The organism is Streptomyces sp. SID8352 (genome assembly GCF_009862265.1).
In the GTDB taxonomy this organism is placed as follows: domain Bacteria; phylum Actinomycetota; class Actinomycetes; order Streptomycetales; family Streptomycetaceae; genus Streptomyces.
This window is the reverse complement of the sequence record NZ_WWGX01000115.1, coordinates 99,666-115,164: the sequence shown is the minus strand read 5'-3', so window position 1 is coordinate 115,164 and position 15,499 is coordinate 99,666. Positions and strand designations below refer to the sequence as shown.

The window sequence follows — 15,499 nt, the reverse complement described above, 5'->3', positions numbered from 1 at the left end:
CGGCCCCGCGCCGCCCGGCCGGAGGTCCGGAGGAACGGGCGCCGCAGCGGTTCCCGCACGACCATGGAGAGACGATGAGCAAGGGCACGACGACGCCCGCCCCGACCCCGGCCGAACCGGCACCCGCGGCGTCCCCGGCGGAACCGGCGTCCGCCGCGCACACCGCCGACCGCCACGACGTGATCCGGGTGCACGGCGCGCGCGAGAACAACCTCAGGGACGTCAGCATCGAGATCCCCAAGCGCCGGCTGACGGTCTTCACCGGGGTCTCCGGATCGGGCAAGAGCTCGCTGGTCCTCGACACCGTCGCCGCCGAGTCGCAGCGGCTGATCAACGAGACCTACAGCGCCTTCGTGCAGGGCTTCATACCCACGATGGCCCGGCCCGAGGTCGACGTCCTCGACGGGCTGACCACCGCCATCGTCGTCGACCAGCGCCGCATGGGCGCCGACCCCCGCTCCACCGTCGGCACGGCCACCGACGCCAACGCCATGCTGCGCATCCTCTTCAGCCGCCTGGGCGAGCCCCACATCGGCCCGCCCAGCGCGTACTCCTTCAACACCGCCTCCGTCCGCGCCAGCGGCGCCCTCACCGTCGAGCGCGGCGACCGCAGGACGGTCCGGGCCACCTACACCCGCACCGGCGGCATGTGCACCCGCTGCGAGGGCCGCGGCACCGTCTCCGACATCGACCTCACCCAGCTCTACGACGACTCCAAGTCGCTCGCCGAGGGCGCCTTCACCATCCCAGGCTGGAAGTCCGACAGCTTCTGGACCGTGCGTGTCTACGCCGAGTCCGGGCTGCTCGACCCGCACAAGCCGATCCGCGACTTCACCGAGCGGGAGATGCGGGACTTCCTCCACCGGGAGCCCACCAAGGTCAAGGTCGAGGGCGTCAACCTCACCTACGAGGGGTTGATCCCCAAGATCCAGAAGTCGTTCCTGTCCAAGGACCGGGAGGGCATGCAGCCCCACATCCGGGCCTTCGTGGACCGCGCGGTGACCTTCACCGCCTGCCCCGAGTGCGGCGGCACCCGGCTCAGCGAGGCGGCCCGCGGCTCCCGCATCGGCGGGGTCAGCATCGCGGACGCCTGCGCCCTGCAGATCAGTGACCTCGCCGCCTGGGCCGCGGAGCTGTCCGAACCCTCGGTCGCGCCGCTGCTCACCGCGCTGCGCCACACCCTCGACTCGTTCGTCGCGATCGGCCTCGGCTACCTCTCGCTCGACCGCCCGGCCGGCACCCTGTCCGGCGGCGAGGCGCAGCGGGTGCGGATGATCCGCCACCTGGGCTCCTCCCTCACCGACGTCACCTACGTCTTCGACGAACCCACCGCGGGGCTCCACCCGCACGACATCGAGCGGATGAACCGCCTGCTGCTGCGCCTGCGGGACAAGGGCAACACGGTCCTGGTCATCGAGCACAAGCCCGAGGTCATCGCCATCGCCGACCACGTCGTCGACCTCGGCCCCGGCGCGGGCCCCGCCGGCGGCACCGTCTGCTACGAGGGCACCGTCGAGGGACTGAGGAGCAGCGGCACCGTCACCGGACGGCATCTGGACGACCGGGCCGCGCCGAAGCAGGCGGTGCGCACGCCCACCGGCGCCCTGGAGATCCGCGGCGCCGCCACGCACAACCTGCGCGACGTCGACGTCGACCTCCCGCTCGGGGTGCTCACCGTGGTCACCGGCGTCGCCGGGTCCGGCAAGAGCTCCCTGGTGCACGGGTCGGTCCCGGCCGACGCGGGCGTGGTCGTCGTCGACCAGAGCCCCATCAAGGGCTCGCGCCGCAGCAACCCGGCCACCTACACCGGGCTGCTCGACCCGGTCCGCAAGGCGTTCGCCAAGGCCAACGGGGTCAAACCCGGGCTGTTCAGCGCCAACTCCGAGGGCGCCTGCCCCACCTGCAACGGTGCCGGGGTCGTCTACACCGACCTGGCGATCATGGCCGGTGTCGCCACGCCCTGCGAGGACTGCGAGGGGCGGCGCTTCCAGGCCGCGGTGCTGGAGTACACGCTCGGCGGGCGGGACATCAGCGAGGTCCTGGCGATGCCGGTGACCGAGGCCGCGGAGTTCTTCGCGTCCGGGGAGGCCCGGGTGCCGGCCGCCCACCGCGTGCTGGAGCGGATGGCCGAGGTGGGCCTCGGCTACCTCACCCTCGGCCAGCCGCTCACCACCCTCTCCGGCGGCGAGCGGCAGCGGCTGAAGCTCGCCACCCACATGGCCGACAAGGGCGGGGTGTACGTCCTAGACGAGCCCACCACCGGGCTCCACCTCGCGGACGTGGAGCACCTGCTCGGCCTGCTGGACCGGCTCGTCGACTCCGGGAAGTCCGTCATCGTCGTCGAACACCACCAGGCGGTCATGGCGCACGCCGACTGGATCGTCGATCTGGGCCCCGGCGCCGGACACGAGGGCGGCCGGGTCGTCTTCGAGGGCACCCCCGCCGAGCTGATCGCCGCCCGCTCTACCCTGACGGGCGAACACCTGGCCGAATACGTCGGAGCCTGACCGACCGGGCCGGGCCGGGCCGGCCCGGGCCCGACGCCGGGGGCGCGCGATGTCGGGCCTGGCCGCGCTCCCGGCTCCGGTTCCGGTCGGTGGCACGCACCGGTGCCCCGGCGGCCGGTGGTCCGGTGCTCCCCGGCACCGGCCTCTCGCGGACGGGCCGGTGTCCGGTGCCGCCGGGGCACGCCCGTTTGCCGGGGCGCGGCCCGCCGCCGCCCGGGTGTCCGGCCCGGGGGCCGGGGAGCGGGAGCGGCCGTCCCGTCGTCCGGCCGCCGGGGCGGCCGGCTCCGGCGGGGCCGGGGGAGCGGGCCGCGGCGGCCGAGTTGCGGCGCGGTCGGGGGCGGGTTTCGGTGAAAGGGGATTCCTCGCCGCTCCGGGAGCCTTTCATGTCGATGTCCTCGTTCGGTTTCGGCCCGTCCGACCCCTTCAGCGATCTGCTGAACAGGTTCTTCGGGATGTCGCCCGCCTCGTCCCCGCCGGCCGTGCAGCGGGTGCCGATCGGGCGGCTGCTGACCGAGTCCTCCCGGGAACTGCTCAACCTGGCCGCGCGGCGGGCCGCCGAGGACGGGACCTCCGACCTCGACACCGAGCACCTGCTGTGGGCCGCCACCCGGGTCGAACCGGCCCGTTCCCTCCTCGCCCAGGCCGGGGTCGACCCCGGGGCCCTGGGGGAACGGATCGCCGAGGTACTGCCCCGCGAGTCGGGCGAACCCTCCTCGGAGCCGGGGCTGACCCCCGCCGCCAAGCGCACCCTCGCCGCCGCCTACGCCCGCTCCCAGGCGGCCGGGATCTCCTATGTCGGCCCCGAGCACATCCTCGGCGCCCTCCTCGACGGCGACGACAGCGGCGCCGCCCGGCTGCTGAGGGCCGAGGGCGAGGACGTGCGCCGGCTCTCCGGCCTCACCGAGCAGGCGGCCCGCAACGACGGCCCGCCCGCCGAACGCAAGGAACCCGAGACCGCCCTGGAGGAGTTCGGCCGGGACCTCACCGAGGAGGCCAGGGCCGGGAAGCTCGACCCCGTGGTCGGACGCGCCGAGGAGATCGAGCAGACGGTCGAGATCCTCTCCCGGCGCTCCAAGAACAACCCGGTGCTCATCGGCGAACCGGGCGTCGGCAAGACCGCGATCGTGGAGGGGCTGGCCCAGCGCATCGTGGCCGGGGAGGTCCCCGACACGCTCAAGGACAAGCGCGTCATCGGCCTCGACCTGTCCGGCATGGTGGCGGGCGCCCAGTACCGGGGGCAGTTCGAGGAGCGGCTGAAGAAGGTCATCGAGGACGTCCAGCGGGCGCGCGGCGAGATCATCCTGTTCATCGACGAACTGCACACGGTCGTCGGCGCCGGTGCCACCGGCGAGGGCTCGATGGACGCCGGCAACATGCTCAAACCGGCCCTGGCCCGCGGCGAACTGCACGTCGTGGGGGCCACCACCATCGACGAGTACCGCAAGTACGTCGAGAAGGACGCCGCCCTCGAACGCCGCTTCCAGCCGGTGATGGTCCCCGAACCGTCCGTCGAGGAGACCGTGCAGATCCTGGAGGGCCTGCGCGACGCCTACGAGGCCCACCACCAGGTGCGCTTCGCCGACGGCGCGCTGACCGCCGCCGCCGAGCTCTCCGACCGCTACGTCAGCGACCGCTTCCTGCCGGACAAGGCGATCGACGTGATGGACCAGGCGGGCGCCCGGGTGCGGCTGCGCAGCGCCGGCCGGTCCACCGAGGTCGTCAGCCGTGAGGACCGCATCGCCAAGCTGCGCCGGGAGCAGGCGCAGGCCGTCGCCGCCGAGGACTTCGAACGGGCGGCCGGCCTCAAGCAGGACATCGCCGAGGCGGAGGGCGAACTGGCGGGCATCGAGGAGCGGCGCGAGGGCGTCGTCTCCGTCACCGCCGACGACATCGCGGACGTGGTCTCCCGCCGCACCGGCATCCCCGTCTCCCAGCTCACGGCCACCGAGAAGGAACGGCTGCTGAAGCTGGAGGAGCAGATGCACGCCCGGATCGTCGGCCAGGACGAGGCGGTCACCGCCGTCTCGCGCGCCGTGCGCCGCAACCGGGCGGGCATGGGCGACCCCGGCCGCCCGGTGGGCTCCTTCCTCTTCCTCGGGCCCACCGGCGTGGGCAAGACGGAACTCGCCAAGACCCTGGCCGAGCAGCTCTTCGGCGAGGAGGACCGGATGGTCCGCTTCGACATGAGCGAGTTCCAGGAGAAGCACACCGTCGCCCGCCTGGTCGGGGCCCCGCCGGGATACGTCGGCTACGACGAGGCCGGCCAGCTCACCGAGAAGGTCCGCCGCCAGCCGTACAGCGTGGTCCTGTTCGACGAGGTGGAGAAGGCCCATCCGGACGTCTTCAACACACTGCTCCAGATCCTCGACGACGGGCGCCTCACCGACGGCCAGGGCCGCACGGTGGACTTCCGGCACTGCGTCGTCATCATGACGTCCAACATCGGGGCGCGCCGCATCCTCGACCACCACGGGGACGTCTCCGAGATCCGGGACGAGCTGATGGAGGAGCTGCGCGGCCGGTTCCTCCCGGAGTTCCTCAACCGCATCGACGACATCATCATCTTCCACGGGCTCACCGAGGACGACCTCGGCGTGATCGTCGACCACCTGCTGGCCCGCAGCGAGCGGCGGGTCCACGCGCAGGGCATGACCCTGCGGGTGACGGAGGCCGCGAAGAAGCTGCTGATCGCCCACGGCCACCAGCCGGAGTTCGGCGCCCGACCGCTGCGCCGCACCATCCAGGCCGAGCTGGACAACCGCGTGGCGGACCTGCTGCTCGGCGGCGAGGCCGAGCCCGGGGACACGATCGTCGCGGACGTGCGCCAGGACTCGCTGCACTGCACGGTCGTCAGGAACGAGGACGACGGGGACGCGTCCGGCGGCGGGGACGTCGGCGGAAGCGGCCCGGACGCCGGGAGCGGCACCGGCGGCGCGCCGGAGCGCGGGACGGGCTGAGCCGGGCCACCGGCGTGGGGTGCGCGTCAGGGCGACCGGGCACCGGCGGTGAGCACGCGGGGAGGAGCACGCGGCGGGGACGGCCGGGAACGGTGGCCGGGGTCGCGTGCGGCGCCTACTTCGGCGAGGCTCCCGGCTCCACCCCGGCCAGGGGCGACAGCGGCGCGGCCGACGCGGGCAACGGCGACGGGGACCACCTCGGCGGCCTCAAGGAGCTGGTGACCGACCTCGGCGCGATCGACGCCCGCGAGGTGTCGTCCTTCCCCGTCGGCAACGGCATCGTCCTGCGCGTCGGGCGCTACGGCCCGTACACCGAGCGGGGCGAGAAGGACACCGAGGAGCACCGGCGCGCCGACATCCCCGGCGACCTGGCCCGGGCGCGGTGCGGAAGGGGGCCGCCGTGGGTACGGGCGCCGCGTGGGGCTCGGGCGGGACGCGTGCGGCCGGCGTCCGGCGGGGCGGACCGGGCGGTGCGCGGCGACCGGGCGGTGCGGCGCGACGGGTGCGGGCGGTGCGCGGCGACGGGGGCGCGGTGCGCGGCGATGCCCGGTGCCCGCTCCCTCCCCGCATAGGCTCCGACCGTGGACCCGGACCCCCGACCGCCCGCGGCGCGCACCGCCCGCACCCGACCCGGCCGTCCGCCGCTCCCCGGGGCGGCGTGATGTGCTGGAGTCCGGTCGCCGACCTGGCCGCGGGCACCGCCGTCGCGGCCGTGGGCGTCGTCTGCGTGGCCCGGGTGCGCTCGCCGCGCGACCTGCCGCTCGCCGCCCTGCCGCTGCTGCTCGGCGCCCACCAGATCGTCGAGGCGGCCCTCTGGCACACCGGGGGCGGGACCGGGCCCGCGACCCTCGCCTGGGCCGTCATCGCCCTGCCGCTGCTGCCCCTGTGGGTGCCCGCGGGAGTACTGCTCGCGGCCACCGGTCCGGCCGTGCGGCGCCGGCTGTCGCTGCCGATGGCCGCTGGGGCCGCCACGGCCGGGGTGCTCGCCCACGCCCTGGCCACCGGTCCGGTCACCGCCGACGTCCGGGGCCGGACGGTCGCGTACACCCTCGGGCTCACCCATGTGCCGCTGATCGCCGCCGGGTACCTGCTCGCCACGGTGGGCGCCCTGCTGCTCTCCGGCGACCGGTGGCTGCGTGCCCTGGGCTGGGCGGCCGGGGCCGGGGCGGTGGTCTGCTGGGCCGTGTGGCGCTGGGCGTTCGTCTCGACGTGGTGCGCCGTCGCGGCCGTCTGCTCCCTCGTGCTCTGGGGCTGGGTGCGGTCCCGTCCGGACCGCGCGCCCGCGGAGGGCGGCCCCGGGCCCCGCTGAACCGCGCTCCGGGCCCGGAGGGCCTGCGGGACGAGGCGCGGCCCGGGGCGGGGCCGGCCCGGCCGTGCGGGGCGGAGGCCCGAGGGGCCCTGCCCGTCCCGCACGGCCGCACGGCGCCGTCAGCAGCCGCCGCAGTTGTAGTAGGTCACGTCCCAGTGGTTGCCCTCGTCGGCGTAGACGTTGCCCGACGCCGACCGGTACTGCGGCGCGCCGTCGCCGCGGACGCCGATGTAGGTGAAGGTGTTCTTGACGTACGTGGTGAGACAGGTGGACTTGCCGAGGTCGAGCTTGTAGCCGTTCCAGTGCGAGTACGTGCCCGAGGCGTGGCCGGTCTCGGTCCCGCCGGTGATGTTCAGCGCGCAGCCGATGGCCTTCTTGAGCGTCTGGGCGCCCTGCGCGCTGGTGAGGTTCAGCTGGTCGAAGGAGGTGCAGCTCGCGACGTTGCGGTCGGAGCAGTTGCCGGACGACGACCAGGTGACACCGGCCTGGCGGAACATGGACGTCGCGGTGGCGTGGCTGACCTTGGTCGCCGCGGACGCGTCACCAGCGGTGCCGACGACCGCGGTCGCCGGAGCGGCCACCAGGGCGAGGGCGGTCACGAGCGAGCGGACGCGCCGGGCGCGGGGACGGGGTGCGGGGGGATTCACGGGATACCTCCATGCGGTTGCGTCATGCCGCCAGTGGGGTGGTGGAGCATGCCGTGCGGGACGATGGTGCCCGAGCGCTACGCGCGTTCGCCAGGGGGCGTCGCGGTCCCGCGGCCGACGGCCGCCGGATACCGGCCACGGCCGGGATCACATGCCGAGATCACACTCCGGGCGGGAATGCCGGGACGGAGGCCCCGGTTGGCAGGTGTCATGCCCGACTCCACCCCGCGGTCCCCAGCGGCCCGCATGCCGCTCGCCGTGTACATCCTCGGCCTGTCCGTCTTCGCCCTCGGCACCAGTGAGTTCATGCTCTCCGGCCTGCTGCCGCCGATCGCCGAGGACATGGGTGTCTCCATCCCCCGGGCCGGGCTGCTGATCTCGGCGTTCGCCATCGGCATGGTGGTCGGCGCGCCCCTGCTCGCGGTCGCCACCCTGCGGCTGCCGCGCAGGACGACCCTGGTCGTCCTGATCTCCGTGTTCGGCGCCGGCCAGGTGGCCGGCGCGCTCGCCCCCACGTACGAGGTCCTCTTCGCCTCCCGGGTCGTCAGCGCCCTGGCCTGCGCCGGGTTCTGGGCGGTGGGCGCGGCCGTCGCCGTCGCCATGGTGCCGCCCACCGCCCGCGCCCGCGCCATGGCCGTGATGATCGGCGGCCTGTCCATCGCCAACGTCCTCGGCGTCCCGGCGGGCGCCTTCCTCGGCGAGCGGCTGGGCTGGCGGGCGGCCTTCTGGGCGGTCGCGCTGGCCTCCGCCGTCGCGCTGGCCGGCGTGGTGACGCGGATCCCCCGCATCCCGCTGCCCGAGCGCAGGCCCCGCCTCGGCGGTGAACTCGCCGTCTACCGCGACCGCCAGGTGTGGCTGGCCGTCGGGATCACCGCGCTCGCGGGCGGCGGCGTCTTCTGCGCCTTCTCCTACCTCGCCCCGCTGCTCACCGACGTGGCCGGGCTGGCGGAGGGCTGGGTGCCCCCCGTGCTGGGGCTGTTCGGGATCGGCGCGCTGGTCGGCACGGTGATCGGCGGCCGGGTCGCGGACGCCCACCTGTTCGGCGTGCTCCTGTCCGGGGCCGCCGTCTCCACCGTGCTGCTGGCGGCGCTGGCGGTGTTCGCCGCCGTCCCGGCGGTCGCGGTGACCCTCTCGTTCCTGCTCGGCGTCTCCGCGTTCTACACCGCGCCCGCCCTCAACGCCCGGATGTTCAACGTCGCCGGGGTCGCGCCCACCCTGGCCGGCGCGACCACGACCGCCGCCTTCAACCTCGGCAACGCGGGCGGGCCCTGGCTCGGCGGCTCGGTCATCGACGCGGGCTTCGGCTTCGCCTCCACGGCGTGGGCGGGCGCCGCCATGACCGCCGTCGCCCTGGTGCTGATCACGGTCTCGTTGCGCCTGCACAGCCGCTCCCGCGTGGTCGCGGGCAGCCATGTCGCGCTCCCCGCCGCGGAGCGCGCGCCGAGCGTCTGACCCCGGGCCGGCGCCCCCGCTCCCGGGCCGGTCCGCCGCCCGCCGCGTCGCCGTCCGGTGCCGTCGTGCTCGCCGGGACGGGCCTGCCGTGCACGGGCCGTCCCGGGCGTGCCGGTGTCGCGTCGTCAGTCCTCCGGGGCAGGGACGCGCCCCGCCGGTTCGGGCTCCGCCGACGGCAGGAACCGGGCGATCAGCGCCTGGTACACGCCCGCCCCCAGCAGCCCCCCGACCAGCGGACCGACGATGGGCACCCAGAAGTACAGGTTGCCGTACTGGTCCCGCCACGCCCCCGAGTAACCGGTGAGGAAGCTGGCCAGCCGGGGGCCGAGGTCGCGGGCCGGATTGATGGCGTAGCCCGCGTTGGCGCCCCAGGCCATGCCGATCGCCACCACGATCAGACCGATGACGAAGGGCGCCAGGTTGGCCCGGGGCGGGGTGTTGAGCAGGTCGGTGACGGCGAGGATCAGCAGCAGGAGCAGCGCGGTGCCGATCACCTGGTCGCGGAAGGCACCCCACTCGTGCACCGGCAGGCCGGGGTTGCCGTTGGCGGGGAGCGTCGAGAACACGATCTGCGTCCGCACGGTGTGGCCGGGATCGGCCTTCGCCAGCGCCTCCGTGTAGTTCCAGCGGACCACCAGCGCCGCGACGAACGCCCCGGCCGTCTGCGCCAGCGCGTACGGCACCACCTTGCGCCAGGGGAACCCCTTGAACGCGGCGAGGGCCACGGTGACGGCGGGATTGAGATGGGCGCCGCTGAGCCGGGCCGCCACATAGACCCCGAGGGTGACGCCCAGCCCCCACGCCCAGGCGATGCTGTCGTGGTCCCCGAGCCCGCCCGGCGGGTCGGTCAGGGCACCGGCCGCGACCACCTGCGCCACCACGCCGCAGCCGAACAGGATGAGCACCATCGTCCCGGCGAACTCGGCGGACACCTCGCCCACCAGTCCGTACCCCGCGCGCCGCCCGGCCATATGAGTCCGCCCTCCGCCGGAACCACCGGCCTCGACTGCCGTCATGGGGCAGGCTAGGGCGAACGGGGGTGTGGTGCATGTACGGTGCTATTCGCCCATTCGTCCGAAAGGGTGCGCCGGTCCCGGAGTCGCCTCCCGGGACGGCACATTCCGGGACCGGCCCTCCGCAGGCGCCGGAACGGCCGCTTGTGCGGCGTGCCCGCGACCCGTCCCGGGCCGTCGCCCGAACGGTCCGGGTACCGGCGCGCCGCCAAGAACTCCGTGTGCACAATGGTCGGGAGGTGCGACCCCCCGTTGCCGAGCGGTGTCCGACAGAACGAGGCAGCCGAGTGACTCCGACGACGCCCGCAGACGACCGCGACCCGCCGCCGGACGGAAGCGCGGCCGTTCTGCTGCTGGACCGGGACGGCGTCGTGCTGCGGTGCGCGGAAGCCGTGCCGCCGCTGGACGACCGGCCCCTCGCGGAGCTGCCCGGACGGCGCGTCACGGAGATCGCGGCCGACCCGGACGCCTGGACCGCCGCCCTCGCCGCCCCCGGACCGGCCCGCCGGACGCTGCGGACCGCCCTGCTCCGGGAGGACGGCTCGACACTGGACGTCGACGCCGTGGTGACGCCGCTGCCCCCGCCGCCGGGAGCCCGGGACGGCGACGCGCGGTTCGTGGTCCGGGTGGCCCCCGCCGTCGACACGCCCTCCGGCGGAGGCGACGAGGCACTGCTGCGCGCCCTGTTCGGCCAGCACCTCGTCGGGCTCATCGTCCACGCCACCGACCTGCGCATCATCCGCGCCAACCACGACCCGCGGCTGTTGCGCAGATCCCGTTTCCCGGACGGCGAACAGCCGCCCGATCTGCGCCTCACGGACATCCTCGTGGCACGGGACGCCGCCGCCATCGAGGAGCGCCTGCGCCACGTCCTGGACACCGGGGAGTCGCTGATCGGCTGGGAGCGCCGGGCCCGCTACCGGATCAGCCCCGGCCGCGAACGCGTCGTCTCCCTGTCCGCCTTCCGCCTCCACGACTCCCGCGGCAGGGTCACCGGCGTCGCCGTGGTCTTCACCGACGTCACCGAGAGCCATACCTCCCGGCGTCGGCTCGGGCTGCTCTACTCGGCCGCAACCCGGCTGGGCCGCACCCTGGACATGACGCACAACGCCCGGGAGCTGGCCTCCCTGCTGGCGTCCGACTTCGCGGACCTGGCCAGCGTGGACCTCTCCGAGGGGGCCATCCGGGGGGAGGACGCGGGCTCCTTCGGCCCCGGCGCCCAGCTGCGCCGGGTCGCCGCCGCGGCGGCCGAGGGGGAGTGGCCCGAGGACATCCACCAGCGCGGCGAGACCATCCGCGCCCCCGGCGAGCAGAGCGAGGCCATCCGGGAGGAGAGCGAGGCCCTGCTCGGGGGCCGCGCCGTCCTCGTCCCCGACCTGGCCGCCTGGCGGGAGGACCTGGGCGCCGACGCGGAACGGCGCCGGCTGCTCTTCCCGGCGATGGCCTCCTCCGCGCTGTTCGTCCCGCTCCACGCGCGCGGCGGCGTGCTGGGCGTGCTGGCCCTCTGGCGCGGCGGCGACAGCGCGCCCTTCACCGAGAGCGACGTGCCGCTGATCGAGGAGATCGCCTCCCGCGCCTCGCTGGCCCTGGAGAACGCCCGCCGCTACACCACCGAACTGCGCACCGTTGAATCGCTCCAGCGCAGCCTGCTGCCGCCCTCGCGGGTGGCGCTGAGCGCGGCCGAGTCCTCCGGCCTCTACGTCCCCGCCGACAACGCCCAGGGCATCGGCGGCTGCTGGTACGACGTGATCGAACTGCCCGCCGCCCGGGTGGCGTTCGTCATCGGGGACGTGGCCGGCCACGGGCTGGCCGCCGCCGCCACCATGGGGCGACTGCGCACCGCCGTGCAGACGCTTTCCGACCTGGAACTCCCGCCGGAAGAACTGCTCACGCACCTGGACGACCTGGTGGTCCGGCTGGGCGCGGACGAACCGGAGTCCCGGGTCGGCGGGGTGCTCGGCTCGACCTGCCTGTACTGCGTCTACGACCCCGTCACCGGGCACTGCGTCATGGCCGGGGCGGGGCATCCGCCACCGGTCCTGATCACCGCGGACGGTGAGCACGCACCCGTGCCCCTGACCCCCGGCCCCGCCCTGGGCACCGGTCACATGCCCTTCGAGTCGCTGGACCTGACCCTCGCGCCGGGCAGCGTCCTGGCCTTCCCCACCCAGGAACTCGTCCGCGACGAGGGCCGGTCCCGGCGGCTGCGCGAGGCGCTGGCCGAGGCCGTGGCGGCGGGGGAGACCCCGGCCGCCACCGGGCGCGCCGCGCTGGACCGGGCACTGACCGAACCGCCCGCCGACGACGTGGCCCTGCTGGTCGCCGGAGTCCGGCTGCTGCCCCCCGGCTCCACCGCCACCTGGCGGCTGAAGGCCGAGCCCAGCGTCGTCGGCGAGGCCCGGCGGCTGATCGCCGTCCAACTGGCCGAATGGGGCCTGGAGGAGCTGGCCTTCACCACGGAACTGATCGTCAGCGAGCTGATCACCAACGCCATCCGCTACGCGGAGCCGCCCCTCGAACTGCGGCTGATCAAGGACGAGAGCCTGATCTGCGAGGTCTCCGACGCCAGCCAGACCCAGCCGCGGATGCGCCCGGCCCGGCTGATGGACGAGGGCGGGCGGGGGCTGTTCCTCATCGCCCAAGTGGCGCACCGCTGGGGCAGCAGGTACACGCGGTCCGGCAAGACGATCTGGGCGGAGCAGCCGCTCCTCCCCGGCTGAACGGGGCGGTGGCGGAGTCCGCCGGAGCCGCGGCCGGAGCATCCGGGGTCCGAGGCCGGTGGCGGGACGGCGTTCCCTTCCGGACCGTCACCGAGGACACGGAGCCGCGCGGGGGAACGGACCCGTGCGGCTGATGTGGGCCCCGCGTCCCGGGGGTCGGCCCCGCGCGCTGGAGGCCGACCCCGGCCCCCCGGAGCGAGGCACGCGCCCGCCGCGCCGCTCAACCGCTCCTTGCTCACCGGCCCTCCCGCCCGGGGAGGACGGTCCCGAGGGGCGCTTTCCCGCAGCGGGCCAGGGACGGCGCGGTCCCGGGACGGCGCGGAGGCCGGCCGTGGGCCGGCGCACGACGCCGCACGGCCGCGGTCGGCGTCGTGACGGAAGTCCCGGCCGGGTACGGGGCACCGGCCCGGGCACCGCGCCCGCCGGTCACCCCCCGGCCGGGCCCGGGGCGTCCCCCTCCCCGGCCGCCCGGAACTCCACCGCCACCACACCGTCCACCTGGCGGCACAGCTCCTCCAACTCCGTCGGCCGCACCTCCGCCGGGAGCCGCCCGCTCAGGGTGACGTGTCCATGGGTGACGTCCACCTGCACCGAGGACGGCGCCAGCCCCAGCGAGCCGACCAGGGCCTCCTCGATGATCTCGGTCCGGATGAGCCGGTCCTGGCGCAGGAAGACCCGCAGCAGATCCCCCCGGCTGACCACCCCGACCAGCCGCCCCCCGTCGTCGACCACCAGCAGCCGCTTGATGCCCGCCCGCGCCATGGTGCGCGCGGCGTCCACGACGCTCCAGTCCTCGCGCGCGCAGACCGCCGGGGAGGTCATCAGCCCCTCCGCGTCCGTGGCCGCCGCCTTGGCCGCCGCGGGCCGGCACGGCTCCGCCTCCCCGGCCGACCCGTCCGGCTCACCGCCCCACATCTTCTGCAGGAGATCCGCCTCCGAGACGACCCCCACGGGCCGGTGCCCGTCGTCCACCACCGGCACCGCGGTGATGTCGTACTCCTGCAGCAGGTGGGCGATCTCCTTGAACGGTGTCCCGCGCTGGACGCGGACCACGGCGTCGCTCATCAGGTCGCCCACCCTCTGGTGCTTCATCAGGGTCTTCCTCTCCGCTGCCGGACCGGCTCGTCCGGCGTTCGCCGTCCTTGCCCGTGAAACGTCCCGCGCGGCCCCGGGGTGCCCGCGAGCCGCCGCCGCGACCGGCGTCAGATGCACCCGGACGGAGGACAGGAGCGGCCGACGGCGCACGGCCCCGTGACCCGCCGGGAGCCGCCACCCGGGCGCGAGGCCCCCGGCCGGGCCGCTGCCGCAGGTGGTCCGCCCCGCCTCCCGCGGAGGGGGCCGATCCGCGCCCGGCGTAGGAGGGCCTCCTCGCGGGCACATCCCTCCCGGGCCCCGAACTCCGCGGTGTCCCGCCGTGCTCCGCCCGCGAGCGGCGGCTCCGGTCGAGGGCATCCCGACGTCACACCACCCGAACAGGGAGGGGAGACCGCATGACACCCCGATCGCCGCGCGTGCCCCGCTCACCGCGCCCCGCGCGCGCCCGCCGCGCCGCCGTCGCCCTGACCGCCGTCCTGTCGTGCGCGGCGGTGGTGCCCCCGGCCGCGACCGCCGTCGACGGCACGGCCGTCCGGGGAGCGGCGCCCCCGGTGCCGCTGCGGGTGGCGACGTACAACATCCACGCCGGAGCGGGCCAGGACGGTGTGTTCGACCTCGACCGCACCGCGGACGCCCTGCGGGAGCTGCGCGCCGACGTGATCGGCCTTCAGGAGGTCGACGTCCACTGGGGCGAGCGCAGCGACTTCGCCGACGAGGCCCGCGAACTCGCCGCGAAACTCGGCATGCGCGTGTTCCTCGCCCCCGTCTACGACCTCGACCCGGCCACCGCGGGGGCCCCGCGCCGCCGCTTCGGCGTCGCCGTGCTGAGCCGCCTTCCGGTCCTGGCGGCGCGGAACCACGAGATCACCCGGCTCTCCACCCAGACGCCCGACCCCGTCCCGGCGCCCGCGCCCGGCTTCGCGGAGGTCGTGGTCGGCGTGCGCGGGGTCCGCGCGCACGTCTACTCCACCCATCTGGACCACCGGGCCGACCCGGCGGTCCGCCGGGCCCAGGTCGCCGACATGCTCGACGTCCTGGCCGAGGACACGGGGCCGAAGGTGCTGGTCGGCGACTTCAACGCGGAGCCGGGGGCGGCGGAGCTGGCGCCCCTCTGGCGGCGGCTGCGCGACGCCGCGCCGGACGCCGGTCCCACCTACCCGGCGCTCGGCCCCGTCAAGCGCGTCGACCTCGTCGCGGTCTCGCCCGGGGTCACCGTCACCGGCGCCCGTACGGTCGCGACGGCGGCCTCGGACCACCGCCCGGTGGTCGTGGACCTGACGGTGCGCCACCGGGGCCGCCGGCCCGCCCGGGACGCGCCCGTGGGCCCGTCGCCGGCCCCCGCCGGACCGGCCGCGGCCGCGTTGTCCGACCCCCTCGCTACGCTCGGCCCATGAGCGTCTCCCTCTACTACCGGGCCGACCGCGCCACACCCCTGACCGAGGCCGAAGCGGCCCTGGTCCAGCGCGTCGCCGCCGCCCACACCGCCTCCTTCCCCTACGAGGACGAGGAGAGGCTGTACCTCTACGAGAGCGAGGACGACGCCCCCGGGCGGATCGTGGGCGGCTCCACCAAGATGCCGTTCGACCCCGACCGGGTGGTGACGGTCATCGTCCGGGTGCTCGGCTCCGTCACCGAACTGCGCCGCGCCCTGCCGGACGCACGGTGGAGCGTCCACCTGGACGACCTCGACGTGCCCTGGGACGAGGCGGCGGGCTACGCCCTGCCCGGGATGGACCGCCCGTGGCCCGGCGGCGAGGTCTGACCCGCCCCGCCACCATCCCCGCCGCGCGCGGCCCACG

At 75.4% G+C, this 15,499-nt stretch carries 10 protein-coding genes and 1 pseudogene; 8 read left to right on the top strand and 3 right to left on the bottom strand.

The window, feature by feature from the left end; all coding sequences use genetic code 11:
* Nucleotides 1-74 precede the first annotated feature (74 nt).
* The 4 genes and pseudogenes from GTY84_RS32690 (at nt 75) to GTY84_RS32675 (ending at nt 6,773) form a co-directional block, all read left to right on the top strand.
* The gene (locus GTY84_RS32690) at nt 75-2,507 is read left to right on the top strand and encodes an excinuclease ABC subunit UvrA (protein ID WP_161230053.1); all 2,433 of its coding nucleotides are present in this window, start codon (nt 75-77) and stop codon (nt 2,505-2,507) included.
* Nucleotides 2,508-2,890: 383 nt separating this feature from the next.
* Nucleotides 2,891-5,464 (top strand): ATP-dependent Clp protease ATP-binding subunit, encoded by a 2,574-nt coding sequence (locus GTY84_RS32685; protein WP_161230052.1) that lies wholly within the window; start codon nt 2,891-2,893, stop codon nt 5,462-5,464.
* Between the two features lie 152 nt (nt 5,465-5,616).
* A pseudogene (locus GTY84_RS32680) lies at nt 5,617-5,838 on the top strand (hypothetical protein); the annotation flags it as partial.
* Nucleotides 5,839-6,125: 287 nt separating this feature from the next.
* A complete protein-coding gene (locus tag GTY84_RS32675) occupies nt 6,126-6,773 on the top strand; it encodes a DUF6629 family protein (protein ID WP_161230051.1) in 648 nt (215 codons plus the stop codon).
* A 119-nt stretch (nt 6,774-6,892) separates the two neighbouring features.
* Here the strand turns inward: GTY84_RS32675 and GTY84_RS32670 are convergent, their stop codons facing one another.
* A complete protein-coding gene (locus GTY84_RS32670) occupies nt 6,893-7,420 on the bottom strand; it encodes a hypothetical protein (RefSeq protein ID WP_161230050.1) in 528 nt (175 codons plus the stop codon).
* Between the two features lie 246 nt (nt 7,421-7,666).
* On the opposite strand from GTY84_RS32670, the gene GTY84_RS32665 reads away from it, so the two are divergent.
* Nucleotides 7,667-8,872: a Cmx/CmrA family chloramphenicol efflux MFS transporter gene (locus GTY84_RS32665; protein WP_161230092.1), complete on the top strand. Its 1,206-nt coding sequence runs from the start codon at nt 7,667-7,669 to the stop codon at nt 8,870-8,872.
* A 125-nt stretch (nt 8,873-8,997) separates the two neighbouring features.
* Here the strand turns inward: GTY84_RS32665 and GTY84_RS32660 are convergent, their stop codons facing one another.
* Nucleotides 8,998-9,843: an MIP/aquaporin family protein gene (locus GTY84_RS32660; protein ID WP_161230091.1), complete on the bottom strand. Its 846-nt coding sequence runs from the start codon at nt 9,841-9,843 to the stop codon at nt 8,998-9,000.
* Nucleotides 9,844-10,172: 329 nt separating this feature from the next.
* Here GTY84_RS32660 and GTY84_RS32655 point away from each other — a divergent pair, with 329 nt between their 5' ends.
* A complete protein-coding gene (locus GTY84_RS32655) occupies nt 10,173-12,605 on the top strand; it encodes a SpoIIE family protein phosphatase (RefSeq protein ID WP_161230048.1) in 2,433 nt (810 codons plus the stop codon).
* 426 nt (nt 12,606-13,031) lie between these two features.
* Here GTY84_RS32655 and GTY84_RS32650 read toward each other — a convergent pair whose 3' ends face one another.
* The gene (locus GTY84_RS32650) at nt 13,032-13,697 is read right to left on the bottom strand and encodes a CBS domain-containing protein (RefSeq protein WP_161230047.1); all 666 of its coding nucleotides are present in this window, start codon (nt 13,695-13,697) and stop codon (nt 13,032-13,034) included.
* A 398-nt stretch (nt 13,698-14,095) separates the two neighbouring features.
* On the opposite strand from GTY84_RS32650, the gene GTY84_RS32645 reads away from it, so the two are divergent.
* Together GTY84_RS32645 and GTY84_RS32640 are read left to right on the top strand one after the other, a co-directional pair.
* Nucleotides 14,096-15,094, top strand: coding sequence for an endonuclease/exonuclease/phosphatase family protein (locus GTY84_RS32645; protein WP_202552533.1), 999 nt, complete (start codon nt 14,096-14,098; stop codon nt 15,092-15,094).
* The gene (locus GTY84_RS32640; protein WP_161230046.1) at nt 15,091-15,462 is read left to right on the top strand and encodes a hypothetical protein; all 372 of its coding nucleotides are present in this window, start codon (nt 15,091-15,093) and stop codon (nt 15,460-15,462) included. Before GTY84_RS32645 ends, GTY84_RS32640 begins: the two co-directional genes overlap by 4 nt.
* The last annotated feature ends 37 nt before the right edge of the window (nt 15,463-15,499 follow it).

What these genes read in the sequence shown, in the direction of transcription:
- GTY84_RS32650 (WP_161230047.1), bottom strand. Translation starts at nt 13,697, where the DNA reads ATGAAGCACCAGAGGGTGGGCGACCTGATGAGCGACGCCGTGGTCCGC.
- GTY84_RS32660 (WP_161230091.1), bottom strand. Translation starts at nt 9,843, where the DNA reads ATGGCCGGGCGGCGCGCGGGGTACGGACTGGTGGGCGAGGTGTCCGCC.
- GTY84_RS32640 (WP_161230046.1), top strand. Translation starts at nt 15,091, where the DNA reads ATGAGCGTCTCCCTCTACTACCGGGCCGACCGCGCCACACCCCTGACC.
- GTY84_RS32645 (WP_202552533.1), top strand. Translation starts at nt 14,096, where the DNA reads ATGACACCCCGATCGCCGCGCGTGCCCCGCTCACCGCGCCCCGCGCGC.
- GTY84_RS32690 (WP_161230053.1), top strand. Translation starts at nt 75, where the DNA reads ATGAGCAAGGGCACGACGACGCCCGCCCCGACCCCGGCCGAACCGGCA.
- GTY84_RS32685 (WP_161230052.1), top strand. Translation starts at nt 2,891, where the DNA reads ATGTCGATGTCCTCGTTCGGTTTCGGCCCGTCCGACCCCTTCAGCGAT.
- GTY84_RS32675 (WP_161230051.1), top strand. Translation starts at nt 6,126, where the DNA reads ATGTGCTGGAGTCCGGTCGCCGACCTGGCCGCGGGCACCGCCGTCGCG.
- GTY84_RS32665 (WP_161230092.1), top strand. Translation starts at nt 7,667, where the DNA reads ATGCCGCTCGCCGTGTACATCCTCGGCCTGTCCGTCTTCGCCCTCGGC.